This is a genomic window from Streptomyces hokutonensis (assembly GCF_042751305.1).
GTDB lineage: Bacteria > Actinomycetota > Actinomycetes > Streptomycetales > Streptomycetaceae > Streptomyces > Streptomyces hokutonensis_A.
The window spans coordinates 260629-287430 of sequence record NZ_JBHYWD010000001.1; the positions used below are offsets into that span (position 1 = coordinate 260629).

The following is a 26802-nucleotide window of genomic DNA, read 5'->3' on the forward strand; positions in this document are numbered from 1 at the left end:
GATCGTGACCCCAGCACAGACCGAGGTGCCGCAGCGGCGCGGCACGCCCCAGGACTCGGGCCCCACCCCGGTCATCTCCGTGCGCAAGCTGTGGAAGGTGTTCGGGCCGAAGGCGGACCAGGTACCCGACTCAGAGGAACTGTGCGGGCTGACCCGCCGTGAACTGATGGACCGCACCGGCTGCACGGCCGCCGTACGCGATGTGAACTTCGAGGTCTCGCCCGGCGAGGTCTTCGTCGTCATGGGTCTTTCCGGCTCCGGGAAGTCCACCCTGGTGCGATGTCTGACCCGGCTGATCGAACCCACCGCGGGTGAGATCGTCTTCGAGGGCGAGGACATCCGGGACGCGGACGCCAAGCGGCTGCGCGAGCTGCGCCGCCGTAAGTTCTCCATGGTCTTCCAGCACTTCGGGCTGCTGCCGCACCGCAGGGTCGTCGACAACGTCTCCTTCGGCCTGGAGATCCGCGGCATGAGCAAGGCGGAGCGCACCAAAAGGGCCCTGGAAGTCGTCGAGTTGGTGGGACTGTCGGGATACGAGAACTCCTACCCCGACCAGCTCTCCGGCGGTATGCAGCAACGCGTCGGTCTCGCCCGGGCCTTGGCCGGTGACCCGGACGTCCTCCTCTTCGACGAACCGTTCTCCGCGCTCGACCCGCTGATCCGCCGTGACATGCAGAACGAGGTCATCCGGCTGCACCACGAGGTCGGCAAGACCATGGTGTTCATCACCCACGACCTGTCCGAGGCCCTCAAGTTGGGCGACCGCATCCTCATCATGCGCGACGGCAAGATGGTGCAGTGCGGGACCGGTGACGAACTGGTCGGGGCGCCCGCCGACGACTACGTGCGCGAGTTCGTGAAGGACGTGCCGCGCGGTGACGTCCTCACCCTGCGCTGGATCATGCGGCCGGCGGTGGACGGAGACGCCCTGGACGGCCCTGAGTTGGGCCCGGACGTCGTCGTACGCGAGGCCACGCGCGCGGTGCTCGCCGCCGACAAGCCGGTCAAGGTCGTCGAGAACGGCAAGCTGCTCGGCATCGTCGGCGACGAGGAGATCCTCGCGGTCGTCGCCGGGCGGGAAGGCGACGCGTGATGACCGTCGCCGTGGAGAAACCGGAACCCGCAGCCCAAGTCGCGGACGCCGTACCGGACTTGAAGGGCCCGCGCCGCAAGATCACCCGGCCCATGATGGTCGGCGCGATCCTCGTCGTGTGGCTGGTGCTGTTCGCCGTGCTGCGCGGGAAGCAGACGCTGACGCTCGCGGCGGCCGATCTCACCGGACTGCACCGGTGGTTCAACGACCTCAACGACTCGGTCGGCGCGAACCGCAACTCCAACCCCCTGTTCCTCTACTTCTTCAACGAGATCCGGCTGGTCATCGACAACCTGGTGACCTTCGTCCAGGACCTGATCTCGCAGCCGAGCGGCGACCGCCCGCTGCCGCAGATCGGCTGGCTCGGGGTCGTCGGCATCACCGGCTTCGTGTCCTGGGCCGTCGGCAACTGGCGGGTCGCGCTCCTCGCCATGGCCGGCTTCGCCTTCTTCGGGCTCCAGGGCCTGTGGCAGGAGAGCATGGACACCCTGGCGCTCACCCTCTCCGCCGTGCTCGTGGCACTGGTGTTCGCGATCCCGCTCGGCGTGTGGGCGGGGCTGTCCGACCGGTTCAACCGGATCATCACGCCCTTCCTCGACTTCATGCAGACGATGCCGACCTTCGTCTACCTGGCCCCGCTCACCCTGATCTTCCTCATCGGCCCGGCCTCCGCCGTGATCGCCACGGTGATCTACGCGGCCCCGCCAGCGATCCGCATCACCGCACACGGCATCCGCAACGTCCCGGAGACGACCGTCGAGGCGGCCGACTCCATGGGCTCGACCCGCTGGCAGTCGCTGCTCAAGGTGCTGCTGCCGATGGCCAAGCGGACCGTGGTGATGGGCGTCAACCAGACCATCATGGCCGCCCTCGCCATGGTCACCATCGCGGCCCTGATCGACGCGCCCGGGCTCGGCAAGACCGTCATGCAGGCTCTGGAATCGCTCGACGTCGGTACGGCGTTCAACGCGGGCCTGGCGATCGTCATCATGGCCATCGTCCTGGACCGGGTCACCACCGCGTCCAGCACCAGGGCGGAACAGGCCCGCAATTCGTCTGGCCGGTTCCTCAAGTGGCGCCGCCCGCTGCTCGGTGCGGGTGCCGTGGTCGTCGTAGTACTGATCTACCTGTCGCACACCTACCTGTGGGCGGCGCAGTACCCCGGCGACGGAACCACCGGCAGCCATATCGCCAACGCGGCGGACAGCGTGACGACTTGGGCGCAGGACAACCTCTCCGGCGTCACCAACGCCTTCCGGGACGGGATCACCAACGGTCTGCTCAACCCGTTCCAGTCGCTGCTCACCGACTCCCCGTGGTGGCTCGTCGGCGCGGCCCTGATCGGCATCGGCGTGGTCGTCGGCGGCTGGCGCTCCGGGGTCACAACTGCCGTGTGCGTCGGACTGATTGTGGGCACCGGCGTGTGGTCGGACGCCATGACCACGCTGGCCTCGACGATCGTGGCGACCGCGATCGTGATGCTGTTCGGCATCGCCCTCGGGGTGTGGATGGGGCGCAGCACGATGGTGGACCGTGTGCTGCGGCCCACCCTTGACGCAGCGCAGGTCATGCCGCCGTTCGTCTATCTGGTGCCGTTCCTGGCGCTGTTCGGCGCGACGCGCTTCACCGCGATCGTCGCCGCCGTCGTCTACGCCGTACCGGTGGCCATCAAGATCACCGCCGACGGGGTCCGGGCCGTGCCCGAGACCACCGTCGAGGCGGCCACCGCGGCCGGGTGCAACACCTGGCAGATCATCACCAAGGTTCAGCTGCCGATGGCACGCAGCGCCCTGTCTCTCGCGACCAACCAGGGCCTGATCTATGTGCTGTCGATGGTTGTTGTGGGCGGCCTGGTGGGAGCCGGCGCCCTCGGCTACGACGTCGTGGCCGGCTTCTCGCAGGGCGAGCTGTACGGCAAGGGGCTGGCGGCGGGGCTGGCCATCGTACTGCTCGGAGTCATGTTCGACCGGATCACTCAGGCGGCCGCGCGCCGAACCAGCGCTTAAAGGAGCACGACACCATGGCAAGACACTGGCGAACCGGCGCGGCCGGCCTGGCCGTCCTCGGCCTCTCCCTCACCGCGTGCGGCGGGGCGAAGGTCGGCGACACGTCCTCGGGCTCGGGCAGCAGCTCGGGCAGCTCGGCCAAGTGCGGGACCTTCAACCTCGCGGTCAACCCGTGGGTGGGTTACGAGGCCGACGCGGCGGTCGTCGCGTACGTCGCCGAGAAGAAGCTCGGCTGTACGGTCGCCAAGAAGAACCTCAAGGAGCAGGTCGCCTGGCAGGGCTTCGGCACGGGCGAGATCGACGCCGTCCTGGAGAACTGGGGTCACGCGGAGCTGAAGAAGAAGTACATCTCCGGCCAGAAGACGGCGGTGGAGGCCGGCTCGACCGGCAACACGGGCGTCATCGGCTGGTTCGTACCGCCGTGGATGGTGAAGAAGTACCCGGACATCACTGACTGGAAGAACCTCAACAAGTACGCGTCGCTCTTCAAGACCTCGGAGTCGGGCAGCAAGGGCCAGTTGCTGGACGGCGACCCGTCGTACGTCACCAACGACGAGGCGCTGGTGAAGAACCTCAAGCTGAACTTCAAGGTGGTGCAGGGAGGCAGCGAGACCTCGCTGATCCAGTCCTTCCGGCAGGCGGAGAAGAACAAGAAGCCGTTCATCGGCTACTTCTACTCACCGCAGTGGTTCTTCGACGAGGTCAAGCTCGTCAGGGTGAACCTCCCGAAGTACACGACGGGCTGCGACGTCGTCCCGGCGAAGGTCGCCTGCGACTACCCCGACTACGACCTGGACAAGATCGTCAGCGCGAAGTTCGCCAAGTCGGGCAGCCCCGCCTACAACCTGGTGAAGAACTTCAACTGGACGAACGACGACCAGAACGAAGTGGCCAAGTGGATCGCCGTGGACAAGCTGTCCGACGACGCGGCCGCGAAGAAGTGGGTCGACGCCAACCCCGACAAAGTCGCTGCCTGGCTGAAGTAGCCCGAGGTCGAGGACCGGTCCAACACGCCCGGCGGGCGGTGCGCGCACCCATGCGTACCGCCCGCCGGGCATCGCCGTGTCCGGGGCGTGTTTCGGGCTGTTTTCGGACGTCACGGACCCCTTGACACCCCCTTCCCGCGGAAGGCACGCTGAGTTGCGCAACTTGAATCACGTTGCGCAGCAAGCAACTGGGCGGTTCTGAATTCCGGAGGTGCGGCGATGGCGGGACCCCGAGTGGTGATCATCGGAGCGGGTGTCGTGGGGGCGGCGCTCGCGGACGAGATCTCCGCGCGAGGCTGGACCGAAGTGACCGTGGTCGACCAGGGCCCGCTGCCCGCCACCGGCGGCTCGTCCTCGCACGCGCCGGGCCTGGTCTTCCAGACCAACTCCTCCAAGACCATGACCGAGTTGGCCCGCTACACCGTCGAGAAGTTCTGCTCCCTCGACGTCGACGGCAAGCCCTGCTTCCTCCAGGTCGGCGGCCTCGAAGTCGCCACCACCCCCGAGCGGGTCGTCGAACTCCACCGCCGCCACGGCTGGATCACCGCCTGGGGCATCGAGGCCCGCCTGCTCACCCCCGAGGAGTGCGTGGCACAGCACCCGCTCCTCAACCCCGACAAGGTCCTCGGCGGCCTCCTGGTCCCCACCGACGGCCTCGCGAAAGCCGTCCTGGCCGTCGAGGCCCAGATCCGCCGGGCAACGGAGCGCGGCGTGACCTTCCTCGCCCGCCACGAGGTCCTGGACGTCCAGCAGACCGACGGCCGCGTCACCGGCGTCCTCACCGACCAGGGCGAGCTCCCCGCCGACATCGTCGTGTGCTGCGCCGGCATCTGGGGCCCGAAGATCGCCCGCATGGTCGGCATGAACCTCCCGCTGACCCCGCTCGGCCACCAGCTCGCCTGGACCGGACCGGTACCCGCCCTCGCCGGCCAGACCGAGGAGGCGGTCCGCCCGATCCTGCGCCACCAGGACGCCGACCTCTACTACCGCGACCGCTTCGACGCCATCGGTATCGGCTACTACGGCCACCGCCCGATGCCCATCTCGGCCGACGACATCCTCTCCGTCGACGAGGCCGACGACATGCCGTCCGTCCTCAAGTTCACCGAGGACGACTTCGCGCCCGCGTGGACGGAGACCCAGTCCCTGCTCCCCGCGACGAAGGACGCGAAGGTCGAGGAGGGCATCAACGGCCTCTTCTCCTTCACCACCGACAACTTCCCCCTCCTCGGCGAGTCCCCGGACGTCAAGGGCTTCTGGGTCGCCGAGGCGGTCTGGGTCACGCACTCGGCGGGCGTCGGCCGCGCGATGGCCGAGTGGCTGGTCGACGGCTTCAGCTCGTCCTTCGACCTCCACGAGTGCGACGTCAACCGCTTCGAGCAGCACCAACTCGCCCCGGAATACGTCCTGGCCCGCGACTGCCAGAACTTCGTCGAGGTCTACGACATCCTCCACCCCCTCCAGCCGTCCGGTAAGCCGCGCCCGATCCGCACCAGCCCCTTCCACACCCGCCAGCAGGAACACGGCGCGGTCTTCCTGGAGGCAGGCGGCTGGGAGCGCCCGCAGTGGTACGAGGCCAACTCGGGCCTGGTGGAAGGCCGTTCGATCCCGACCCCCAACGACTGGGCGGCCCAGTACTGGTCGCCCATCGTCGGCGCCGAGGCCCAGGCCACCCGTGAGACGGTCGCGATGTACGACATGACGGCCCTCAAGCGCCTCGAAGTGACCGGCCCCGGCGCCGCCGACTTCCTGGAGGGCCTGGTCACCGGCAAGGTCGCCAAGTCGGTCGGCTCGGTGACGTACACCCTCCTGCTGGACGAGGACGGCGGCATCCGCAGCGACATCACCGTCGCCCGCCTGTCCCGTGATCTCTTCCAGGTCGGCGCCAACGGGAACCTCGACCTCGACTGGTTCACCCGCCACCTCCCCTCCGATGGAACGGTCCAGGTCCGAGACATCACCCCCGGCACCTGCTGCATAGGCCTGTGGGGCCCACTGGCCCGCAAGGTCCTCCAGCCTCTGACGGACGAGGACTTCACGAACGAGGGCCTCAAATACTTCCGCGCGAAGCGGGCCTACATTGGAACGGTCCCGGTCACCGCCATGCGCCTCTCCTACGTCGGCGAACTCGGCTGGGAGCTGTACACCACCGCCGACCAGGGCCAGAAACTCTGGGACACCCTGTGGCAGGCCGCGCAACCCCTCGGCGGTGTCATCGCGGGCCGAGGCGCCTTCAACAGCCTCCGCCTGGAGAAGGGCTACCGCTCCTTCGGCACCGACATGACCTACGAGCACGACCCCTACGAGGCCGGCGTCGGCTTCGCCGTCAAACTCGACAAGGGCGACTTCATCGGCAAGGCGGCCCTGGAACGCCGCAAGACCGACGTACAGCGGCAGTTGACCTGCCTCACCATCGACGACCCGGGCTCCGTCGTCATGGGCAAGGAGCCTGTCTACGACGGCGAGCGCGCCGTCGGCTACGTCACCAGCGCCGCCTACGGCTACACGATCGGCAAGGGCATCGCCTACGCCTGGCTGCCGACCGAACTCGCCACCCCTGGCACCCAGTTGCACATCGGCTACTTCGACGAGCGCGTCGAGGCGGTCGTAGCGGCGGAGCCACTGTTCGACCCGACGATGTCCCGCCTCCGCGGTTAGCCGGAAGGACGAGAACGCCGAATGAACGCGCTGAACACGCCCCTCGCCGAACTGGACCCGGAGGTCCACGCCGCGCTCCGCGCCGAACTGCACCGCCAGCAGTCCACGTTGGAGATGATCGCCTCCGAGAACTTCGCGCCCTCCGCCGTACTGGAGGCACAGGGCTCGGTCCTCACCAACAAGTACGCGGAGGGCTATCCCGGCCGCCGCTACTACGGCGGCTGCGAACACGTCGACGTCACCGAGCGGTTGGCGATCGAGCGCATCAAGTCCCTCTTCGGCGCGGGCTTCGCCAACGTCCAGCCGCACTCGGGCGCACAGGCCAACACGGCAGTCTTCTTCGCCCTGTTGAAGCCCGGCGACACGATCCTCGGCCTGGACCTCGCGCACGGCGGACACCTCACCCACGGCATGCGCCTCAACTACAGCGGCAAGATGCTGAACGTGGTGCCGTACCACGTCTCCGAGACCGACAACCTGGTCGACATGGACGAGGTGGAGCGCCTCGCCAAGGAACACCGCCCCAAGATGATCATCGCGGGCTGGTCGGCGTATCCACGGCAGTTGGACTTCGCGGCCTTCCGGCGGATCGCCGACGAGGTGGGCGCGCTCCTGATGGTCGACATGGCGCACTTCGCGGGCCTCGTGGCCGCCGGGCTGCACCCGAACCCGGTACCGCACGCCCACGTGACCACGACGACAACGCACAAGACCCTCGGCGGCCCGCGCGGCGGAGTGATCCTCACCAACGAGGCCGACCTCGCCAAGAAGATCAACTCGGCGGTGTTCCCCGGCATGCAGGGCGGCCCCCTGGAGCACGTCATCGCCGCGAAGGCGGTCTCGTTCAAGGTCGCGGCCTCACCCGAGTTCGCCGAACGCCAGGCCCGCACACTCGCCGGCTCCCGCATCCTCGCGGAACGCCTCACGCGGCCGGACGTGGCCGCCACCGGGGCGAAGGTCCTCACCGGCGGCACTGACGTCCACCTGGTCCTGGTCGACCTGCGCGACTCGGAACTGGACGGCAGGCAGGCGGAAGACCTCCTCCACGAGATCGGCATCACCGTCAACCGCAACGCCGTCCCCTTCGACCCGCGCCCGCCCATGGTCACGTCGGGATTGCGCATAGGCACCCCGGCGCTGGCCACGCGCGGCTTCACGGAGGAGGACTTCGCCGAGGTCTCCGACGTGATCGCGCTCGCACTCCAACCGAACCCGGACATCGCCGAGTTGCGCACCCGCACGGAAGCCCTCGCGGCGAAGCACCCGCTCTACCCGCACCTGTCCGAGGAGGACGACCCCCGATGACCCCGCGCACCCCGGGCGCCGACCTCCCCGAACACCCCGACTGGCTCTGGCGCACCCCCGAGCCGAAACGCTCGTACGACGTGATCGTGGTCGGCGGCGGAGGCCACGGCCTGGCCACCGCCCACTACTTGGCGAAGAACCACGGCATCACGAACGTAGCGGTGCTGGAGAAGGGCTGGCTCGCGGGCGGCAACATGGCCCGCAACACCACGATCATCCGGTCCAACTACCTGTGGGACGAGAGCGCGGGCATCTACGAGCACGCGCTGAAGCTGTGGGAGGGGCTGGAGGAGGAGTTGGACTACCCGATCCTCTTCTCCCAGCGAGGAGTGCTCAACCTCGCCCACAGCCTCCAGGACGTCCGGGACAGCGTGCGCCGCGTGGAGGCCAACCGCCTGAACGGCGTGGACGCGGAGTGGCTCGACGAACGGCAGGTCAAAGAGGTCTGCCCGATCGTCAACGTCTCCCCGGACGTGCGCTATCCGGTGATGGGGGCCACGTATCAGCCACGCGCGGGCATAGCCAAGCACGACCACGTGGCGTGGGGCCTGGCCCGCTCGGCGGACGCCGCGGGCATCGACATCATCCAGAACTGCGAAGTCACCGGCCTGGACATCGTCGACGGAAGGGTGATCGGCGTACAGACGACACTGGGCCCGATAGCGGCGGGCAAGGTGGCACTCTGCTCGGCCGGCCACAGCTCCGTCCTCGCGGCCATGGCAGGCATCCAACTCCCGCTCCAGAGCCACCCGTTGCAGGCCCTGGTGTCGGAACTGCTGGAGCCGGTCCACCCCACGGTCGTCATGTCCAACGCGGTCCACGTGTACGTAAGCCAGGCGCACAAGGGCGAGTTGGTGATGGGCGCGGGCATCGACTCGTACAACTCCTACACGCAGCGCGGCGCGTTCCACATCATCGAAGAGCAAATGGCGGCGGCCCTGGAGCTGTTCCCGGTCTTCGCCCGAGCGCATGTCCTGCGCACCTGGGGCGGCATCGTGGACGTCACCCCCGACGCCTCACCCATAGTCGGCCTCACCCCGATCGACAACCTCTACCTGAACTGCGGTTGGGGAACGGGCGGTTTCAAGGCCACCCCGGGTGTCGGCTGGGTCTACGCGCACACCATCGCCCACGACACCCCTCACCACCTCAACGCCCCCTTCTCGCTCGACCGTTTCACCACCGGCGCGCTCGTCGACGAGCACGGCGCCGCCGCGGTGGCCCACTAGGGAGCCCGAACCATGCTGCTGATCCCCTGCCCCTGGTGCGGGCCCCGCGACGAAGCCGAGTTCCACTACGGCGGCCAGGCCCACGTGGCCTACCCGGAGAACCCGGCCGACCTGACCGACGAGGAGTGGGCCCGCTACCTCTTCTTCCGCGCCAACCCCAAGGGCCCCTTCGCGGAACGCTGGAGCCACGCGGCGGGCTGCCGGCGGTGGTTCAACGCGGTACGGGACACGTCGACGAACGAGATCCTGACGGTGTACAGGTCGGGCGAGCAACGCCCGGACACAAACGAACCACGTCAGGCGAATTCAGCCCGTCCGGCGTTTGAGGACGAGGCCCCCTCAGGGCCGACGGGGGTTCAGGGTGCAGAACCCCCTGGGAACAGGGTCGAAGGGGCAGAGCCCCTGGAGGACGGGACGGGTAGGGGCGGCGGGGGCGCTGCATCCATCAGCGGCTCTGCCGCGGGTCATCCGTTCCGCCACCCGACCCACGGCCGAATCCACCGGGACACCCCCCTCACCTTCACCTTCGACGGCACCCAATACACGGGCTACAAGGGCGACACCCTCGCCTCCGCCCTCCTCGCCAACGGCATCATCCAAACCGGCACCAGCATCAAACTCGGCCGCCCCCGAGGCATCTTCACCGCCGGAGTGGAAGAACCCAACGCGGTCATCCAGATCGAGGCCCCGTTCCCCGAGCCGATGCTGCCGGCCACGACCGTCGAGCTGTACGACGGCCTCGTCGCGACCAGCCTCCCCGGCCAGGGCCGCCTCGCCACGGAACCGGACCCGGCGCGCTACGACGCGGTCCACGCCCACTGCGACCTCCTGGTCGTGGGCGCAGGCCCCGCCGGCCTCGCAGCCGCCGCCGCGGCAGCCCGCACCGGAGCCCGAGTCATTCTGGCCGACGACCGCCCCGAACTGGGCGGCAGTCTCCTCGACACGGCCCAAATCCTCGACTGGGTAGCGGAGTTGAGCGGGGAACTCACCGCCGCCCCCGACGTACGCGTACTGTCCCGCACCACCGTCTTCGGCCACTACGACGACAACCACCTCCTCGCCGTAGAACGCCGCACGAACCACCTCGGCGCCGCCGCCCCCACTCACGTCTCCCGCGAACGCGTCTGGCGCATCCGAGCCCGGCGAGTGGTCCTGGCGACCGGGGCCCACGAACGCTCCCTCGCCTTCGCGGACAACGACCGCCCCGGAGTAATGCTCGCCGCCTCGGCCCGCGCCTACCTCAACCGCCACGGCGTCCTGCCCGGCCGCCAGGCAGTCGTCTTCACCACCAACGACAGCGCGTACGCAGCCGCGTTGGACCTGGCGAGGGCCGGAATCCACATCGCGGCGATCGTGGACACCCGCCCGTCCGAGAACGAGCCGACGGAGTGGGCACGCCGAGCCCGCGAGGCCGGCATCGAGGTACTCACCGGACACGCAGTCGTCGCCACCGAGGGCGCCCCGCGACTCACCGCCGTGACGGTAGCCCCGTACGCCCAAACCGCAGGCACGACAAGGCACTTCGCGACCGACCTCCTCCTGGTCTCGGGCGGCTGGAACCCGGTCGCCCACCTCTACAGCCAGGCGGGCGGCAAACTCCGCTACGACGACACCCTCGGCTCCTTCGTCCCCGACACCTGCCGCCAGCTGGTCGAGGTCGCGGGCAGCGCGAACGGGGCGTCGGACCTGGCGGAAGCCCTCGCACAGGGCGCAGCCGCAGGCACCCGCGCGATAGAGGCCGAGGGCTACACCGCCGAGGCCCCGAACCTGCCCCAGGTGCCCACCGAACCCGGCACCACCCCCGCCATGCAGGTCTTCCTGGTCCCCTCCGCGACCGAAGCCCCCCGCTTCGTGGACCTCCAACGCGACGTCACCGTAGGCGACTTGACCCGCGCCACCACCGCCGGCCTCAACTCGGTCGAACACACCAAGCGCTACACAACAGCAGGCACCGCCAACGACCAGGGCAAGACCTCCGGCATCCTGGCAAGCGGAGTGGTCGCCGAACTCCTCGGCGTGGACGTGTCGTCGCTCGGCACAACAACATTCCGCCCGCCCTACACCCCCGTCTCCTTCGCCACCCTGGCAGGCCGCGACCGGGGCGCGCTGCACGACCCGATCCGTACGACCGCGCTGCACGACTGGCACGTCATGCACGGCGCCGAGTTCGAGAACGTCGGCCAGTGGAAGCGCCCTTGGTACTACCCGCAGAGCGGCGAGGACATGGAGACCGCGGTCCTGCGCGAGTGCGCCGCGGCCCGCGAGGGCGTCGCGTTCATGGACGGTTCCACGCTCGGCAAGATCGACGTACAGGGCCCGGACGCCCCCGTCTTCCTCGACCGGCTCTACACCAACATGATGAGCAACCTGAAGGTCGGCATGATCCGCTACGGCGTCATGTGCCGCCCGGACGGCATGGTCTTCGACGACGGAACCGCCATCCGCCTCGCCCCGGACCGCTACCTGGTCACCACGACCACCGGCAACGCGGCCGCCGTACTGGACTGGATGGAGGAGTGGCACCAGACCGAGTGGCCCGAACTCCGCGTCCACTGCGCCTCGGTGACCGAACAGTGGGCCACGGTCGCCCTGGTCGGCCCCCGCTCCCGCGAGGTGCTCGGCTCGCTCGCGCCCCAACTGGCCGTCGGCAACGACGACTTCCCGTTCATGGCCTGGCGGGACACCACCGTCGCGGGCATCGAGGCCAGGGTGTGCCGGATCAGCTTCTCCGGTGAACTCGCCTACGAGATCAACGTGTCACCGTGGGAGGCCCTCGCCCTGTGGGAGGCCCTGTACGAGGCCGGCGCCCCCTTCGGTATCACTCCCTACGGCACCGAGACCATGCATGTCCTGCGCGCCGAGAAGGGCTACCCGATCATCGGCCAGGACACCGACGGCACGGTGACTCCCCAGGACCTGGGCATGAGTTGGGCGGTCTCGAAGAAGAAGCCCGACTTCATCGGCAAGCGCTCCTACGCTCGCGCCGACGCAGTCCGCCCAGACCGCAAGCACCTGGTCGGCCTGCTCCCCGACGACCCCGCCGCCTTCCTCCCCGAGGGCACCCAACTGATCGCCGACAGTGTGCTCCCGGCCCCGCCCGTCCCGATGCTCGGTCACGTGACCTCCAGCTACCGCAGTGCCGCCCTCGGCCGCACCTTCGCCCTCGCCCTGATCAAGGGCGGCCGGGACCGCATCGGCGAACGCCTCTACGCCCCGGTGGGCGACCGCCTGATCCCGGTCACCGTCGCGAGCCCCGTCCTCTACGACCCCGAAGGAGCCCGCCGCGATGGCTGACACCGCCCTCTCCGTGCCGCGCCGCAGCCCCCTCGCGGGTGCCGCGGACCGGCTGGCCGCCGCGACCCGCTCCTGCGGCGGTGCGGTCCGGCTGGCCGAGCTGCCCTTCCTGGCCCAGGTGAACGTCCGGCTCGACGCGAAGGGCGCGGCGGCGGACGCCGTAGGACTCGCTCTTGGTCTGTCGCTGCCCCTGGAGCCCAACACAGTGGTGCGGGCAGGGGAGTTGAGGGCGCTGTGGCTCGGTCCCGACGAATGGCTCGTGGTCGGGCCGCCGGACATCCAGCGGGACGTGGAGGACCGGATCCGGGCGGCGAGCGGTGACGAGCATGTGGCCGTCACCGATGTGTCCGCCCAGCGCACCACCCTTCTCGTCTCGGGTGCCCGGGCCCGCGACCTGCTCGCCCACGGCTGCCCGTTGGACCTGCACCCGCGTGCCTTCGGCGCCGGACGCTGCGCCCAGACCACCCTGGCGCGCGCCCAGGTCGTGCTGGTCGCCCGGGACGAACCCGGCGGCGGATTCTGGGTGTTGGTGCGTTCGTCCTTCGCCGGGTATCTGACGGACTGGCTGCTGGACGCGGCAGCCGAGTACATCCAAGGAGCCTGAACCAGCGCCACGCGGAAGGCCGTTCGCCCGTCGCCGGGAGAACGGCCTTCGCGGCGTGCTGAGTTCAGGCCGCCTGGCCGACCTCCACCTCGTCGAGGCGCTTGCTCCTGGGGATCAGAGCGACGAGCACCGCGCCCGCGGCGACGCAACCGACCACCAGCCAGAGCCCGTTGGTGAATCCGGCGTCGAGATAGAACTGGGTGCCCTTGAGGACCGCCCCGTGCTGCGCCATCACGACGAAGGCCAGCTGGGAGACGACGATCTGGGCGACGCCCTGGCCGAGGGTCTGGACGCCGTTGGCGAGTGCCTGTTCCTCGGGGGTGACCACCTCGATGATCATGATGGGCACGATCGCCATCACGATGCCCGTGCCCAGTCCCGCGATCACGCCCATCTCGATGATCTGGGGGGCGCTGTGGTGGAGATGGGTGCCGATGCCGTAGCCGAGGACCGCGAGCGCGGCGCCGGTGCCCAGCAGGATGCGGGCGTCCATCCGGCGGGAGAGCAGGCCGGTGCCGACGGCCCCGATGATGATCATGGCGCTGATCGGGCTGGTGACGATGGCGTTGTGCGTGCCGGACCAGCCCAGGCCCTCGGAGATGGTGGGGATCTTCGGCATCAGGATCAGGAGTTGGACGACCACGCCGACGGCGCTGAGCGAGCCGGCCGCGATGGACGTGGCCAGCAGGACCGTCCACACCGGGCGGCGGCGGGTCATGGAGAGCGGGAACAGGGGTTCGGCCACCTTGCGCTCCACGAAGACGAAGGCGATCAGCGCGATCGCCGCACCGGCGACCCAGGCGATGAACTTTCCGCTGCCCCAGCCCCAGTGCGTGCCCTGGCCGACGGCGTAGATGATCGCCGTGACCCCGCCGCCGAGGAGGATTCCGCCGGCCCAGTCCATCCGGCCTGCCGCGGCGCGGATCGGGCTCTCCGGCACGAAGGCCAGAACCAGCAGGAAGCTGGCGGCCGTGCTGATGGCCATGAACCACAGGACGCCCCGGAAGCCGTAGTCGTCCAGCAGCCAGCCGGACAGGAACGGTCCACCGAAGGCGACGAGACCGACGCCGCCGGCCAGGATCCCGCTGGCGACCCCGACCCACTTGCGGGGGAAGACGTCACGGGTGATGGCGTAGGCGAGCGGGGCGCTGGCGGTGTAGATGCCCGCGATGCCGCGGCCGATCAGCAGGGTGCGGTAGTCGGTGGCGACGGCGGCGATCAGATCGCCGGTGAAGCCGAGCCCCGTGGCGACGAGCAGGACGCGCTTCTTGCCGAAGACGGCCGCGGCCTTGACCGCGAACGGCAGGAAGAACGTGCCGGTCAGCAGGGTCATGAGGGTGAACCATGCGATCTCGGTGGTCCTGAAGTGGATCGCGATGTCGGCCTGCGCGATGCCGGACAACGCGGCGATGAGCGCGACCAGTTGGACGGTCCATACGAGAGCGACGATGACGAGGACGTTGCGGGTCGTCGAGGGCGATCTCTCGTCGTCCCGTGGGGGAGTGAGCTGGGTCTGGGAGGACATCGGCGGCCTTCCGTCGGTGAGCGGAGCGAAGGTCCAGTGAGCCGATAAATTAGACCTAACGGTCGGTACAATCAATAAGTTGCGCAGAAAGAAAGCCGACGTTGCGGCGGGCGTCGGCTCCGGCCCTGGTCGGCAGTATCGGGCAAACTCTTCGACAATATCGTCAACAATTAGGTTGACGATATTGCCTGCAGATTAAGGGAGAGCTACGTTCCTCGCCGTGCCGCCGTACGACCCCCATCCGGCGAGCGAACGGAGTACCCGGCATGCCCAAGCTGTCGAATTGCCCGCCCACTGGCCGCCGCCGATCCACAACGCACTGCTCAGGGTGCCGAAAGGGTCCCGGATCCCGCTGTCGGCAGGGGAGTCGGAGCTGGTCATCCGATGCCCTCCTCGGGGAGACGACCGGGACGGCATCCATACGTTTCGGATCGTGCCGGGTGTCGGGTCCGTGCGGTGGGGCCAACTCTCCGGCACCATCGAGTCGTTGTGCACCCCCGTCACCCCGGAGCCGTCATGTCCCGATCCGAAGCACGCGTCGTCACCGACCGGCCGCAGCGCTACGCCAAGCAGCTCGCCTCCCACCTGGGCCGGCGCAGCGAGACCAGTTGGGACGAGGAGACCGGGGAGGGGCGTCTCGTCTTCCAGGACGGCACAGGATCGCTGACCGCCACCGAGGGGGCGTTGCTGCTCGCGGTGGAGGCGGAGCCCGAGTTCCTCGATCGGCTGGAAGACGTGGTGGGCCGGCATCTGGTCCGTTTCGGCACCAAGGACGAGCTGGTCGTCGAGTGGCGGCGCGACAACGGCGAGCCCGGCAGCAGTCAGCGCAGCCCGGGCGACACTGCCTGAGCCGCGGTGACGATCCGGGTCAGGACACGCAGCCCACGTGCGCCAGCGCCTGCTTGAGCAACACCCCGTGCCCGCCCGGCATCTCGCTGCGCAGCGCCTCCGAGGCGGCCTCCTCCGGGCTGAACCACACCAGGTCGAGAGCGTCCTGCCGGGGCCGGCAGTCACCGGTGACCGGCACGACGTAGGCGAGGGACACCGCGTGCTGCCGGGGGTCGTGGTACGGCGTGACGCCATGCGTGGGGAAGTACTCGGCCACGGTGAACGGCTGCAGCGAGGTCGGGATGCGGGGCAGCGCGACCGGGCCGAGGTCCTTCTCCAGGTGGCGCAGCAGGGCGTCGCGGACCCGCTCGTGGTGCAGTACGCGGCCGGAGACGAGGGTGCGGTTTACCGTGCCGTCGGGGCCGATGCGCAGCAGCAGGCCAATGCTGGTCACCTCGCCGCTGTCGTCGACGCGGACGGGCACCGCCTCGACGTACAGGATCGGCATGCGGGCGCGTGCCTGTTCGAGGTCGTCGGCGGACAGCCAACCGGGCGTGGTATCGGTCATGTCAGACATTGCTTGATCATACTTTCAGTGTCCGTCGGATAGCCGGTAGACCCGGCGGGCGTTGTCCGCTCCGGCCCAGCGCGCCAGTCGCAGCGCGTCGGGCAGGCCCAGTTCGCCGGCGTCCACCCGGTCCTGGAGAAGATCCCCCAGACCCCGGCGGAACGCCAGCGCGCCGAGCCCGTAGAACTCGGCCAGACCATAGGCGTCGGAGCTGTACAGCAGTTTGCGGAAGGGTGTGATCTCCAGCGCCTCAGCCAGTACCGCCCGAGCCCGGACCGGACCTACATGATGCAGGGTGAGTCCGACATCCAGGTACACCCGCTCGAAGACGGCCGCCAGGTAGCCGGCCTGGCGCTGGTACGGCCAGCAGTGCAGGAGCAGCACCGGGATCGTGCCGGAGATCAGGTGCAGCCAGTCCGTCAGCAGGGTGGGGTCCGTGCGGTGCAGCCGGATGTCGTTGTCGCCGAAGCCCGTGTGGAGCTGGAGGGGGAGCCCCAGGTCGACCGCGGTCCACAGCAACTCCCGCATGAGCACCGGGTCTTCGAGGCGACCCCCACGGGCGAGCCAGGCGCGGGCCGCCCGGGTCACCTCCGGCTCCGAGGGCCGGGCGGGGTCGAGATCGAACCCGGTCCGGTACGCGGCCACCGACTTCACCCCCACCACCCCCGGCCGCCGCACCGCGTCCAGGGCGGCGGCTCGAAAGGCGTCCGCGTACCCGTCCGGCTCGACACCCCGCGCGGCCACACCCTCCGCGACGGTTTCGAGCCGTACGACCTCATGGGCGACCGCGCCCGCCGCCCCGGCGAGTTCGGCGGGCGTCGTGACGGCGTGCGGGGCGAACCCCGTGTCGACGCAGAACACGCCCGTCCCCGCAGCGGCGAGGAAACGCCGGTTGACCTCGCCCGGCCCCAACTCGGCCCGCCGGGCGAGGTATTCGTCGGCGGGCGCGTGCCGCGCCAGATCCAACACGGGTGCGCAGTAACGACGTACGGCGATCCCGACCGGGCTGTCGAACGGCGAGATCCCGCTGCCGGGCCAGACGTCCCCCTCCGTGAGCAACGACTCGAAGGCCGTCCGGTGCAAGTCCTCGGTGACTACCCCGTGGCAGTGGTGGTCCACCAACTCCAGCGCGGCGAGCGCCTCGTGGACCGGTCCAGTGCCCATCGTCAGTACTTCCAGCGGTAGGCCGCCGCGATCCGCTCGTCGTCCAGCTCGGCCACCGCCGCGATCTCGCCCTGTCGTACGGCGATCACCGCGTCGGCGAGCACCGGGCCCAGCGCGGCCCGCAGCAGCTCGTCCTTGCGGAACTCCGCGACCGATTCGGCCAGGGAGGTCGGAAGTCGCCGTACACCGCGGGCAGTTGCCTCCGCCGCGCCGAGGTGTGCGGGGTCACCCGTGGTCTCCTCGGGCAGGGCGGCGGCGGAGGTGAGGCCGTCGAGGCCTGCGGTGATCAGGCAGCCGAGGGCGAGATAGGGGTTGGCGGCCAGGTCGACCGGCTTCACCTCCAGGTTCGCCGACTGGGCGCGCTGCCCGGCCGTACCGGTGACGACACGCACCGCGGCTTCGCGGGTCTCGCGGCCCCAGGCGGTGAACACCCCGGCCCACTGGGAGGGTTGGAGACGGAAGTAGCTGGCCGGGCTCGGCGCGGTGACGGCGGTGAGGGCCGGGAGGCGGGCGAGGATCCCGGCCGCGAACGACTCGGCGTCGGGCGTCATGCCGTAGCGGCGGTCGCCCCCGGTGTGCAGGTTCGCGCCGTCGCGCCAGGCCGAGAGGTGGATGTGCCCGCCGTTGCCGACGCCCTGGGCGAGGACGGCCGGTGTGAACGAGGCGCGCAGGCCGTGCCGCCCGGAGACCGCGCGCACGGTCTGCCGTACGAGGACACTGCGGTCGGCCGCCGCGACCGGGTCGAGCGCGCCGACCGACAGCTCGAACTGCCCGGCCGCGTACTCGGGGTGGAACTGGTCCACGTCCACGCCCTGCGCCGCCAGGGCCGACAGCAACTCGGCGCCGTAGTCGCTGAGTTCGACCTGTCGGGTCGCGCTGTACGCCGGGCCGGTCGTGGCGGGGACGAACTCGCCGGCGGGTGCGGTGTCCAGGCCGAGCGCCCACTCGATCTCGATGCCCGCCCGGAAGGTGACCCCGCACCGCCGCTCCGCGTCCGTGACGACGCGGCGCAGGAACGTGCGGCTGCAGCCCGGGTGTTGCTCGCCCTCCTGGGTGATCCGGTCGACCGGCGCCCAGGCCCAGCCGGGCTGCCCGGACAGGACGGCCAGCTGGTCGAGGTCGGGGTACAGGCGCAGGTCGCCGTCCGGTGAGCCCAGGACGTCGGTGGTGACGATGGAGTCGTTCGCGAGGAAGGTGTCGAACACCGGGGACATGCCGACGCCCCAGGCCGCGGCCGAGGCGAGCTTCGCGGTCGGGACCGTCTTCACCCGGCCCACGCCCGCGGTGTCGACGTAGGCCAGGACGATCCCGTGCACCCCCCGTCCGGTCAGCTCGGTGGCCAGTGCGGTGGCGCGCTCGACCTCGCCGGGGCGTCCGCCGGGCAGTGGGTCGGCAAGGGTGGTCATACGTCCTCCACGGTCGCGTCCTGGTCGGCTGCGCCGTCAGGGTTTCACGGCCACCGCTCCGAACTGCGGTACCACGGCCGGGGAGTCGGAGTCCGGGCGCCACTGCGAGCACGGCACCAGACCGGGGGCGAGGAGGTCGAGGCCCTCGAAGAATGCGGCGACGTCGGCGCGGCTGCGGGCGGTGATCGGGGGAGTGGCGTTCTCGTTCCAGAACGCCATCGCCGGGACGTTGCCCTCGCCGCCGAGGTCGGCGTCGAAGGTGGGGTGGGTGAGGACCAGGTAACTGCCCGAGGGGACCGCGGCCATGACGTTGCGCACGACCTCCCGCGCGGCCTCGGTGTCGAGGACGAAGTTCAGGATGCCCAGCATCATCACCGCGACGGGACGCTCGAAGTCCAGGGTGTCGGCGGCTCGTTGAACGATCGTCGCCGGGTCGTGCGCGTCCGCGTCGATGTAGTCGGTGACGCCCTCGGGGGTGCTCGTCAGCAGCGTGCGGGCGTGCATCAGCACCAGCGGGTCGTTGTCGACGTACACGATCCGCGCGTCGGGTGCGACGCGCTGGGCGATCTCGTGCGTGTTGTCGACGGTCGGCAGTCCGGTGCCGATGTCGAGGAACTGCCGTACCCCGAGCTCGCCGGCCAGGAACCGCACCGCCCGGCCGAGGAAGTCCCGGTCGGCGCGGGCCACTTCACGGATCACCGGGAACAGGCCGGCCACGTGCGCGCCGACCCGCTTGTCGATCTCGTAGTTGTCCTTGCCGCCGATCCAGTAGTTCCACACGCGCGCGTTGTGCGCCACACCGGTGTTGAGCCGGGTCGGTCCCTCCGCCGGGGTGTCGCTTTCACTCACGTCCTGGCTCCTTGTCACCCGCGTCCGCCGTTCCCGCCATTGTGCCGCGAGTTGATCACCGGGCCCAAGGGTGCGTGACGATCGGGCACATGTTCTTCGGGGACGGCCAACTGTCAGTCCAGGTTGCCGGGTTGGGCGGGCGGTGTCTTCCCGGCCAGGACGTCCTTCAGGTGCGAGGTGCCCTGCTCCACGGCTGCCTTGGTCGTACCCGACTCAGTGCCGTTGAGGCCGCCCGACGTGACGGTGATCGCGTCGGTGCCGACCCGGACGACCGCCAACTGAAGGGTGAGCGTGGTGGGTTGGGCGGCGCCCGTGCCGGTGACGGTCACCTGGAGACCCTGCCTTGCGTCGCCCACGGAGGGCACCGGGTCCTCGATGACCTGGACCGTGCGCCGCCCGCCCTTGGAGTCGGTCGCGGTGAACTGGTCGCACTTCACCGGCAGCGTCTTCAGCCAGTTCAGGGAGGCGCCGAGCCTGGCCCGGTCGTAGGCGGCGACCTGGTACAGCAGCCGCGAGTCGCTCTGCTCGAACCCGGTCAGCGCGGACGCGCCGGAGGGCTTGCCGAGGAGATCGTCGCCGTAGAGCGCGTCGAGCAGTTTCTGGCAGTCGGCGGCGTCCGTCTTCGCGGTGAGGAGGGCGCCCACGTCGACCTTGCCGATGACGAGCTTGTCGCCCCAGGTCGCGGCGTCCTTGACCTGCGTCCAGTTGTCCTCGAGGTCGGCCTCGGTGATCAGCGCGGCCCGGGCTCCCGCCTCCGTGAGGACCGGCGCGGCGGACTTCCCGGTACGGGGCGAGGCGAGCGGGGACTTCGCGGCGAGCGGGGAGGCGGCGATGTCCGAGGCGCTGTCACCGCCCGCACCACCGCTGCCGCCGGAGCAGGCCGCGCAGGTCAGCAGCGTGCCTGCCGCCAGGGTCGCGGCGAGGACGCGGACGGGGCGGGAGGACGGGCGACGGTGCATGACGGGGCCTCCAGGGGGAGTGGCGGTCCCCCTCAGGGCACCATCGGGCCGCCCGGCCCTCCAGCGCAGGGGGCCGTTCGGGTGAGAGGCGTGGTGTCAGGGCGCGCCGTCGGGCGGAGGCTCGGACGGGCTGGAATGCCGGTGCGGCAGATGCGGATGGTGCTCATGCGGTGGATGGGGTTCGTGTTCCGCGCGGCGCGCCCGTTCGGCGAGCCCGGCCTCCAGCACATGCACCGTGCGCCCGCCGCACTTCGGGCACACCGCGTCGGCGAGCGGCGACCTCATGGCCCTGCCCTCCTCGTCGACGTACTCCTGCGTGGTCAGGCCGGAAGCGTCCGTCGGGTCGGTGAAGAACATGACCTGAAAGGTGGCCTCCCAGAAGTGGCCGCAGTCACCGCAGGTGAACGCGAAGGTCTCCGGAACGGCTCGGGGTTGCGCCGTCATGGCACGGTTCTCCGTCTCGTGGGCGGTCGGGTCGGGCAGTAGTGCCCTCCAGCGCACAACGCCGCACGTCGTACGGCAACTCGAACGCCCCGCCCGGCATGCCCGCACCCACCCCCGCCCCGGCACTTCCTATGAAGGCGGCGGGCGCGGCGACGGCGTTCCTCGCCCACGGCGCCGAGGAGTTGAGCGAGGAGACCCCCCCACGCCGTCCCGGCTACTCGGCCAGCGGCAGTGCGCGGAAGGTGTGGCCCTCCCACAGTCGCCGTGAGGTCTCCTCGGGATACGCGGTGACCACGGGCTGGGCGTCGAGGATCTGCACCGACCGCTGCTCGGTGTCGTAGGCGGGCCAGCCCGGGTCGCCCGTTCGCGCGAACTCCGCCCAGGACGACCGGAATCGGAACGACAACGCCAGGGCCTCGGGGGAAGGCTCGACGTCGGCGAACAGCAGATTCCCCAGGTCGGCGGTGAACGTGCCGAACAGCAGCGGGATGTCGAGGCCGTGGCAGGCACCCAGTACACCGCCCAACCCCGGGGCGGGCCAGGTGAGTTCGTAGACGTGCGCGCGACCGCCGCCGGTGAGCTGCGCCTCGGCCAGATGCAGCGAGGGGATGCCGAACAGCCAGTCGGTCTGGACGCGTTCGTACAACTCCTCGGGCGAGCCGTCCGGGTAGGCGTCGCGATACGCCGATTCGGCGTCCGGACCGGGCCCGAACCGCCGCAGCGCCGTGCTCGCGTCCGCCGGCCCGATCTTCCGGGCCTGCCCGGAGAGTACGACGAACAGCCGGTACTCCTCCCGGTTGTGACCGACCATCAGCTCCACGTCCCGGGCCGCACCGGCCGCCAGCCCCTCCCAGGGCGTGACGGGCAGCACCTCGCCGTCAACGACGGGCGAGAACGGCGTCACCGTGTGGACGACCGAGCCCCAGCGGTCCTCGTACTGGGGCATCTTGGGGCCCAAGGTCTCGCCCAGCGAGGGCAGTTGGCGCGGGTCCACGGTAGCCAGGTCGGCGGTCGTGGGGCGCAGTCCCGCCTCGGCGGCGAGCGCGGCGGCGATGTCCTTGGCCAGCGGGTCGGAGAAGAAGGTGCCGGGCACGCTCTGCGCGATCGCCCGCCGGAACAGTCCGGACGCGCTCGGCATGACCAGCAGCGAGGCCACCGACCCGCCGCCGGCCGACTCGCCGAAGACCGTGACCTGCTCCGGATCACCGCCGAACGCCGTGATGTTGTCCCGCACCCACTCCAGTGCGGCGACCTGGTCGAGCAGCCCCCGGTTGGCGGGCGCCCCCTCGATGCGCGCGAACCCCTCAATACCCACGCGGTAGTTGAGGCTCACGACCACGACATCGCCGTCGCGCGCGATGTGCTGGGCGTCGTAGCCGGGGCTGCCCGCGTGCCCCAGTTTGTAGGCCCCGCCGTAGATCCACACCATGACCGGGCGGCGGGCCGCCGGATCGGGTGCGGGCGTCCACACGTTGACGGTCAGCCAGTCGTCGCCCGTCGGCTCCGCGGACACGCCCCTGCGGCCCTGGAATCCGGACTCCTGCGGGGGCGGCGGCCCGAACTCGAAGGCGTCGCGCACACCGTCCCAGCCGCCTACCGGGCGCGGTGCCTGGAAGCGGGCGTCCCCGACGGGCGGTTCGGCGAACGGGATGCCGCGGAAGACCGCGAGCCCGTCCTCCAGCCGTCCGCGCACCGCACCGGCGCCGAGACGCACCAGGGGTGTGCCGGCCGAACCAGCCTCTGTGCCACGGGAGTTGGGTGTTGTCATCGTGGACTCCTCGCTCGGGGACGGCAGGGTGCGCGGGCAGGCCGAGGGGGGGGGGGGGGGGCGCGGGCGGGCGGGGGGGGGCCCCCCCCCCGCGGCGGGGGGGGCGCCCCCCGCCGTGTGCTCGATGAACCAGAATGCCTCAGGCCTTGGCCTCGGAGACCTCCGGAGCCGAGGTCGGTGCCGAGTCGGCCGGTGCCTCGACGACCGCACGGGCCTTGGGGATCAGGCTCGCGAGGAAGAAGGCCAGCAGCGCGGCGCCCGCACCGATCGCCATGACCACCTTGAAGCCGTTCTCCGACGGGAGGGCGGCGCCTCCGAAGTCGGTGGTCATCTGAGCCAGGATCACCCCGGCGATGGCGCTGGCGAAGCTGGTGCCCAGGGACCGCATCAGGGTGTTGAGGCTGTTGGCGGCACCGGTCTGGGACGGGTCCACCGCGCCCATGATCAGGGCGGGCAGGGCGCCGTAGGTGAAGCCGACACCCGCGCCGATGATGCAGGAGACCAGGATGAGGTGCCAGACCTCGGACATCAGCAGGATGTTCAGGGCGTAGCCGGAGGCCACGATCAGCGCGCCGATCATCAGGGTGACCTTGGGGCCCTTGGCCTTGGTGACGCGGGCGGACACGGCCGACATGGCCATCATGACCAGGCCCTGCGGGGCGAGGACCAGGCCGACCGTCAGCATCGACTTGCCCAGGCCGTAACCGGTCTGCGTGGGCAGCTGGAGCAGCTGGGGGAGGACCAGGGACATCGCGAACATCGAGAAGCCGAGGGCGATCGAGGCCATGTTTGTGAACAGCACCTGCGGCTTGGCGGTCGTCCGCAGGTCGACCAGCGGCTGCGAGCTGCGCAGTTCGTACCAGCCCCAGGCGAGCAGGATCGTGACGGCCGCGATGCCGAGGATCAGGGTGGTCGCGCTGGTCCAGCCCCAGTCGGAGCCCTTGGAGATCGCGAGCAGCAGCGAGACCAGTCCGGCGGACAGGCCGAGGGCGCCGACCAGGTCGAAGCGGCCGCCGGTGCGGACCTTGGACTCGGGCACGAGCAGCAGGACCAGCAGGAAGGACACGGCTCCGAGGACGGCGGAGGTCCAGAACAGGATGTGCCAGTTGTAGTGGTCCGCGATGAAGGCGGCCGAGGGCAGACCCAGGGCGCCGCCGACGCCGAGCGAGGCGCTCATCAGGGCGGTGGAGCCGGCCAGCCGGTCGCTGGGCAGTACGTCCCGCATGATGCTGATACCGAGCGGGACGACCGCGGCGGCCAGACCCTGCAGCGCGCGGCCGATGACCATCGGGACCAGCGAGTCGGCCAGGGCGCACACGATCGAGCCGGACACCAGCAGCACGATGCTGGCCAGCAGCATCCGGCGCTTGCCGAACATGTCGCCGAGCCGGCCCACGACCGGGGTGGCCACGGCGGCGGCCAGCAGGGTGGCGGTGACCGCCCACGCGGTGTTCGACGCGGAGGCGTTCAGGTACTTCGGCAGCTCCGGGATGATCGGGATGACCAGCGTCTGCATCAGCGAGACGACGATTCCCGCGAAGGCCAGCACCGCGACGACGGCGTTCGACCTCGGCGGAGCGGAGGAACCCGCTTCGGCGGGTCGGGCAAGGGCGTCGGACATGGCAGAGCCTCCATCGGGAACGAGCTGCGACGATCAGGGACAAGCAGACTTGCTTGACTCACTCAACCATAATGAGATTGATTGAGTTACGCAAGTACATCCTGGGTGTGAGTCGGTGAACGGGGGAGCAACGGCAGTTCGGTGACGACCTCGAAGCCGCCCTCGGGGCGATGACCTGCGCGGAGCCGTCCACCGGCGGAGCGCGCGCGCTCCCGCATGCCGATGACGCCGTACCCGGCACCGGCGGCGGGGGAGGAGTGCGGTGCCGTACCCCCGTGGTCGGTGACGGTGATGCCCAGCCGGTCGTGCGAGTAGCTGAGCCGCACCTCGGCCGAGCCGGTGCCCGCGTGCTTGGTCACGTTGGTGAGCGCCTCCTGCACGATGCGGTACGCCGTGAGATCCGTACCGGCGGACAGCGGCTGCGGCCTGCCCTCCGTGCTGACGCTGACGACGAGCCCGGCGGACTCGAACGAGGCGGCCAGCTCGGCGAGTTGGGCCAGTCCCGGCGCGGGCCCCGAGGGGGTCTCCGAGTCGTCCGTGTGCCGCAACAGGCCCACGGTGGCCTTGAGTTCGCGGACGGCCGACAGCGTGGTGCCCGCGAGTTCACCGGCGATCCGCTCGGCCTCCTCGGGGCGGCTGCGCATCAGCCGTAGGACGGTGCCGGCTTGGAGGTTGGCCAGGACGAGGTGATGGGCGACGACGTCGTGCAGATCGCGGGCGATCCGCATCCGTTCCTCGGTGACACGGTGCCGGGCCTCCTGCTCGCGGGTGCGTTCCGCGTGCTCGGCGCGGGCCTGCACCGCTTCCAGGTAGGCCGCGCGGAGCCGGGTCGTGGTGCCCAGCGAGGTGGGCAGCAGCAGCCAGAAGGCGGGGCCGAGCAGTTTCAGGATCAGTGGTTCGGTGTTGGGGCCCACGATCACGGCAGTGCCCACCAGCAGGGTGATGCCGGCGGCGGTGAAGAGGTTCGCGGTGGTCCGCTCGGAGCGCAGGGCCAGCGTGTGGAGCGCGACCATGAGGGGCCCGATCACCAGGACCGTGACGACGTAGCCGAGCGCGGCCACCGCCATCGCGCAGCAGAGGGTGACCACCACGGTGGTGCGCGGCAGGGTGCGCCGCCACAGCAGGGCGAGCGAGGAGAGCCCGGAGACCAACACGCCCGGCCACCAAGGGACTTCGAGGTCGCGGCCAGGGATCGTCAGCATGCTGCCGGGGAAGGCGCAGGCGAGGAGCGCGGCGGCGAGGACCAGGTCGACGGTACGGGGATGGCAGCGCAGCACCCGCTGCAGGCGGTGGATCATGGTGTGGGGGTCCTGTCCGAGGCGGCCGGGCGGGCGCCGGTGCCCGCCGGGGGCGGTGGGGCCGGCGCGCCGTCCGCTGCTCGTCTACTCGTCGAAGGTGACGACGATCTTCTCCGCCGCGCCCGGCGTCAGCGCGAGCTCGAAGGCGTGCTCGACCTCGCCGAAGGGCACCCGGTGACTGATCAGCTTGGCGAACCGCTCGTGGTGCTCGACGATCTCCTGGGTGACCTCGAAGATCTCGGTGGGGTAGCCCTGCGAGGCGATCAGCGTCAGCTCGCTGCGCAGCATCCCGCCGAGGTCGATGTCGGCGCCCTTCTTCTGCACGGCGACCATGACAAGCTTGGCGCCCCACTTCGCGGAGTCGACCGTGGTGTTGACGACGGCGGCGACACCGGCGGCGTCGATGTAGATGTCGGTGCCGGGGCGCGGCTGGCCGAGCGCGTTGGCGGCCTGCCCGTGCAGTTCGGTCAGGCGTGAAGTCACGTCCTCCTCGGCGGAGTTGATGACGGCGTCCGCGCCGACCGCGAGCGCGGTCTCCAGGCGGGAGGCGATGACGTCGGCGACGACGACGTGCTCGACCCCGCGCAGCTTCAGCCAGATCGCCGCGCCCAGGCCGATCGGCCCGGCACCGAAGATGACGACCTTGTCGCCGGGCTTCGCCTCGGACCGGTTCACGGCGTGCCGGGCCACCGCCATCGGCTCGTTGAGCGCGGCGACGTCGAAGGGCACGGTGTCGGGGAAGACGGTGACGCTCTTTCCGGCCTCGCACTCCTCCAGCAGGAGGTAGTCGCTCATGGCGCCGTGCCTGCCGCCGCAGCCGATGATCCCGGAGGGCGAGCCCTGCGGGTTGACGACCACCCGGTCGCCGGCCTTCAGACCCTCGACCTCGGCACCGACCTCGACGATCTCACCCGCCGGCTCGTGCCCGAGGGGGACCGGCACCATGGTGCCGCCCGCGCCGAACGGGCCGCCGCCGATGTGCAGGAAGAAGGTGTCGGTACCGCAGATCCCACAGGCGCGGATCTTCATGAGGGCGTCCTTGGGCCCGGGCACCGGACGCTCGACGTCCACCACGTCGATCTTGTCTACGGCGCCGGTCTGCACGGACTTCATCGTGGCCATGAGGGGGCTCGCTTTCCATGTGCGTGAGGGGTGTCACCGGTCCCGGCGGCGGACGGGGGGAGTGCTCCGACCGCC

General features: G+C 70.3%; 20 protein-coding genes. 9 read left to right on the forward strand and 11 right to left on the reverse strand.

Translation table 11 applies throughout. The features are described from left to right. Nucleotides 1-4 precede the first annotated feature (4 nt). The 8 genes from ACFXC1_RS01165 (at nt 5) to ACFXC1_RS01200 (ending at nt 13175) form a co-directional block, all read left to right on the forward strand. Nucleotides 5-1093 (forward strand): quaternary amine ABC transporter ATP-binding protein, encoded by a 1089-nt coding sequence (locus ACFXC1_RS01165; protein WP_381237090.1) that lies wholly within the window; start codon nt 5-7, stop codon nt 1091-1093. Next, nucleotides 1093-3099 carry an ABC transporter permease gene (locus tag ACFXC1_RS01170; RefSeq protein ID WP_381237092.1) on the forward strand — a complete coding sequence of 669 codons (2007 nt, stop codon included), beginning with the start codon at nt 1093-1095 and terminating at the stop codon, nt 3097-3099. Before ACFXC1_RS01165 ends, ACFXC1_RS01170 begins: the two co-directional genes overlap by 1 nt. A gap of 14 nt (nt 3100-3113) precedes the next feature. Further along, nucleotides 3114-4085 (forward strand): ABC transporter substrate-binding protein, encoded by a 972-nt coding sequence (locus tag ACFXC1_RS01175; RefSeq protein ID WP_381237095.1) that lies wholly within the window; start codon nt 3114-3116, stop codon nt 4083-4085. Between the two features lie 219 nt (nt 4086-4304). Then, entirely contained in the window at nt 4305-6743 is a 2439-nt protein-coding gene (locus ACFXC1_RS01180; RefSeq protein WP_381237097.1) for a GcvT family protein, read from the forward strand. A gap of 21 nt (nt 6744-6764) precedes the next feature. Further along, nucleotides 6765-8048 (forward strand): serine hydroxymethyltransferase, encoded by a 1284-nt coding sequence (gene glyA / locus ACFXC1_RS01185; RefSeq protein ID WP_381237099.1) that lies wholly within the window; start codon nt 6765-6767, stop codon nt 8046-8048. Beyond that, complete coding sequence (locus ACFXC1_RS01190) at nt 8045-9277, forward strand: sarcosine oxidase subunit beta family protein (protein WP_381237101.1); 1233 nt, start codon at nt 8045-8047, stop codon at nt 9275-9277. The genes glyA and ACFXC1_RS01190 overlap by 4 nt, the downstream gene beginning before the upstream one ends. 12 nt (nt 9278-9289) lie before the next feature. Further along, entirely contained in the window at nt 9290-12571 is a 3282-nt protein-coding gene (locus tag ACFXC1_RS01195) for a sarcosine oxidase subunit alpha family protein (protein ID WP_381237104.1), read from the forward strand. After that, nucleotides 12564-13175, forward strand: coding sequence for a sarcosine oxidase subunit gamma (locus tag ACFXC1_RS01200; protein WP_381237105.1), 612 nt, complete (start codon nt 12564-12566; stop codon nt 13173-13175). Before ACFXC1_RS01195 ends, ACFXC1_RS01200 begins: the two co-directional genes overlap by 8 nt. Before the next feature lie 64 nt (nt 13176-13239). On the opposite strand, the gene ACFXC1_RS01205 is transcribed toward ACFXC1_RS01200, so the two are convergent. Continuing rightward, nucleotides 13240-14700 carry an MFS transporter gene (locus tag ACFXC1_RS01205; RefSeq protein WP_381237108.1) on the reverse strand — a complete coding sequence of 487 codons (1461 nt, stop codon included), beginning with the start codon at nt 14698-14700 and terminating at the stop codon, nt 13240-13242. A gap of 516 nt (nt 14701-15216) precedes the next feature. Here ACFXC1_RS01205 and ACFXC1_RS01210 point away from each other — a divergent pair. Further along, nucleotides 15217-15549: a DUF2218 domain-containing protein gene (locus ACFXC1_RS01210; RefSeq protein ID WP_200711347.1), complete on the forward strand. Its 333-nt coding sequence runs from the start codon at nt 15217-15219 to the stop codon at nt 15547-15549. Between the two features lie 19 nt (nt 15550-15568). Here ACFXC1_RS01210 and ACFXC1_RS01215 read toward each other — a convergent pair whose 3' ends face one another. From ACFXC1_RS01215 to ACFXC1_RS01260, 10 genes are all read right to left on the reverse strand, one after another. Further along, a complete protein-coding gene (locus tag ACFXC1_RS01215; RefSeq protein WP_019070873.1) occupies nt 15569-16096 on the reverse strand; it encodes an NUDIX hydrolase family protein in 528 nt (175 codons plus the stop codon). A 24-nt stretch (nt 16097-16120) separates the two neighbouring features. Then, complete coding sequence (locus ACFXC1_RS01220; RefSeq protein ID WP_381237112.1) at nt 16121-17260, reverse strand: amidohydrolase family protein; 1140 nt, start codon at nt 17258-17260, stop codon at nt 16121-16123. Nucleotides 17261-17262: 2 nt separating this feature from the next. Further along, a complete protein-coding gene (locus ACFXC1_RS01225; protein ID WP_381237115.1) occupies nt 17263-18666 on the reverse strand; it encodes a type I glutamate--ammonia ligase in 1404 nt (467 codons plus the stop codon). Nucleotides 18667-18702: 36 nt separating this feature from the next. Next, the gene (locus ACFXC1_RS01230) at nt 18703-19515 is read right to left on the reverse strand and encodes an SAM-dependent methyltransferase (RefSeq protein ID WP_381237118.1); all 813 of its coding nucleotides are present in this window, start codon (nt 19513-19515) and stop codon (nt 18703-18705) included. 113 nt (nt 19516-19628) lie between these two features. After that, entirely contained in the window at nt 19629-20474 is an 846-nt protein-coding gene (locus ACFXC1_RS01235; RefSeq protein ID WP_381237120.1) for a hypothetical protein, read from the reverse strand. Nucleotides 20475-20570: 96 nt separating this feature from the next. After that, nucleotides 20571-20918: a hypothetical protein gene (locus tag ACFXC1_RS01240; RefSeq protein WP_381237121.1), complete on the reverse strand. Its 348-nt coding sequence runs from the start codon at nt 20916-20918 to the stop codon at nt 20571-20573. 214 nt (nt 20919-21132) lie between these two features. Continuing rightward, on the reverse strand, nt 21133-22686 hold the full coding sequence (locus ACFXC1_RS01245) for a carboxylesterase/lipase family protein (RefSeq protein WP_381237123.1): 1554 nt from the start codon (nt 22684-22686) through the stop codon (nt 21133-21135). A gap of 139 nt (nt 22687-22825) precedes the next feature. Beyond that, nucleotides 22826-24307, reverse strand: a complete 1482-nt coding sequence (locus tag ACFXC1_RS01250) for an MFS transporter (RefSeq protein ID WP_381237125.1) — start codon at nt 24305-24307, stop codon at nt 22826-22828. A gap of 86 nt (nt 24308-24393) precedes the next feature. Beyond that, nucleotides 24394-25605 carry a sensor histidine kinase gene (locus ACFXC1_RS01255; RefSeq protein WP_381237127.1) on the reverse strand — a complete coding sequence of 404 codons (1212 nt, stop codon included), beginning with the start codon at nt 25603-25605 and terminating at the stop codon, nt 24394-24396. 84 nt (nt 25606-25689) lie between these two features. Next, a complete protein-coding gene (locus ACFXC1_RS01260; protein ID WP_381237130.1) occupies nt 25690-26727 on the reverse strand; it encodes a zinc-dependent alcohol dehydrogenase in 1038 nt (345 codons plus the stop codon). Nucleotides 26728-26802: the final 75 nt, after the last annotated feature.

Bases quoted from the DNA above. Each gene is read 5' to 3' on its own strand.
- ACFXC1_RS01195 (WP_381237104.1), top strand. From the start codon at position 9,290: ATGCTGCTGATCCCCTGCCCCTGGTGCGGGCCCCGCGACGAAGCCGAG.
- ACFXC1_RS01260 (WP_381237130.1), bottom strand. From the start codon at position 26,727: ATGGCCACGATGAAGTCCGTGCAGACCGGCGCCGTAGACAAGATCGAC.
- ACFXC1_RS01240 (WP_381237121.1), bottom strand. From the start codon at position 20,918: ATGACGGCGCAACCCCGAGCCGTTCCGGAGACCTTCGCGTTCACCTGC.
- ACFXC1_RS01175 (WP_381237095.1), top strand. From the start codon at position 3,114: ATGGCAAGACACTGGCGAACCGGCGCGGCCGGCCTGGCCGTCCTCGGC.
- ACFXC1_RS01205 (WP_381237108.1), bottom strand. From the start codon at position 14,700: ATGTCCTCCCAGACCCAGCTCACTCCCCCACGGGACGACGAGAGATCG.
- ACFXC1_RS01245 (WP_381237123.1), bottom strand. From the start codon at position 22,686: ATGACAACACCCAACTCCCGTGGCACAGAGGCTGGTTCGGCCGGCACA.
- ACFXC1_RS01235 (WP_381237120.1), bottom strand. From the start codon at position 20,474: ATGCACCGTCGCCCGTCCTCCCGCCCCGTCCGCGTCCTCGCCGCGACC.
- ACFXC1_RS01210 (WP_200711347.1), top strand. From the start codon at position 15,217: ATGTCCCGATCCGAAGCACGCGTCGTCACCGACCGGCCGCAGCGCTAC.
- ACFXC1_RS01255 (WP_381237127.1), bottom strand. From the start codon at position 25,605: ATGATCCACCGCCTGCAGCGGGTGCTGCGCTGCCATCCCCGTACCGTC.
- ACFXC1_RS01220 (WP_381237112.1), bottom strand. From the start codon at position 17,260: ATGGGCACTGGACCGGTCCACGAGGCGCTCGCCGCGCTGGAGTTGGTG.
- glyA (WP_381237099.1), top strand. From the start codon at position 6,765: ATGAACGCGCTGAACACGCCCCTCGCCGAACTGGACCCGGAGGTCCAC.
- ACFXC1_RS01190 (WP_381237101.1), top strand. From the start codon at position 8,045: ATGACCCCGCGCACCCCGGGCGCCGACCTCCCCGAACACCCCGACTGG.
- ACFXC1_RS01215 (WP_019070873.1), bottom strand. From the start codon at position 16,096: ATGACCGATACCACGCCCGGTTGGCTGTCCGCCGACGACCTCGAACAG.
- ACFXC1_RS01225 (WP_381237115.1), bottom strand. From the start codon at position 18,666: ATGACCACCCTTGCCGACCCACTGCCCGGCGGACGCCCCGGCGAGGTC.
- ACFXC1_RS01200 (WP_381237105.1), top strand. From the start codon at position 12,564: ATGGCTGACACCGCCCTCTCCGTGCCGCGCCGCAGCCCCCTCGCGGGT.
- ACFXC1_RS01170 (WP_381237092.1), top strand. From the start codon at position 1,093: ATGACCGTCGCCGTGGAGAAACCGGAACCCGCAGCCCAAGTCGCGGAC.
- ACFXC1_RS01180 (WP_381237097.1), top strand. From the start codon at position 4,305: ATGGCGGGACCCCGAGTGGTGATCATCGGAGCGGGTGTCGTGGGGGCG.
- ACFXC1_RS01250 (WP_381237125.1), bottom strand. From the start codon at position 24,307: ATGTCCGACGCCCTTGCCCGACCCGCCGAAGCGGGTTCCTCCGCTCCG.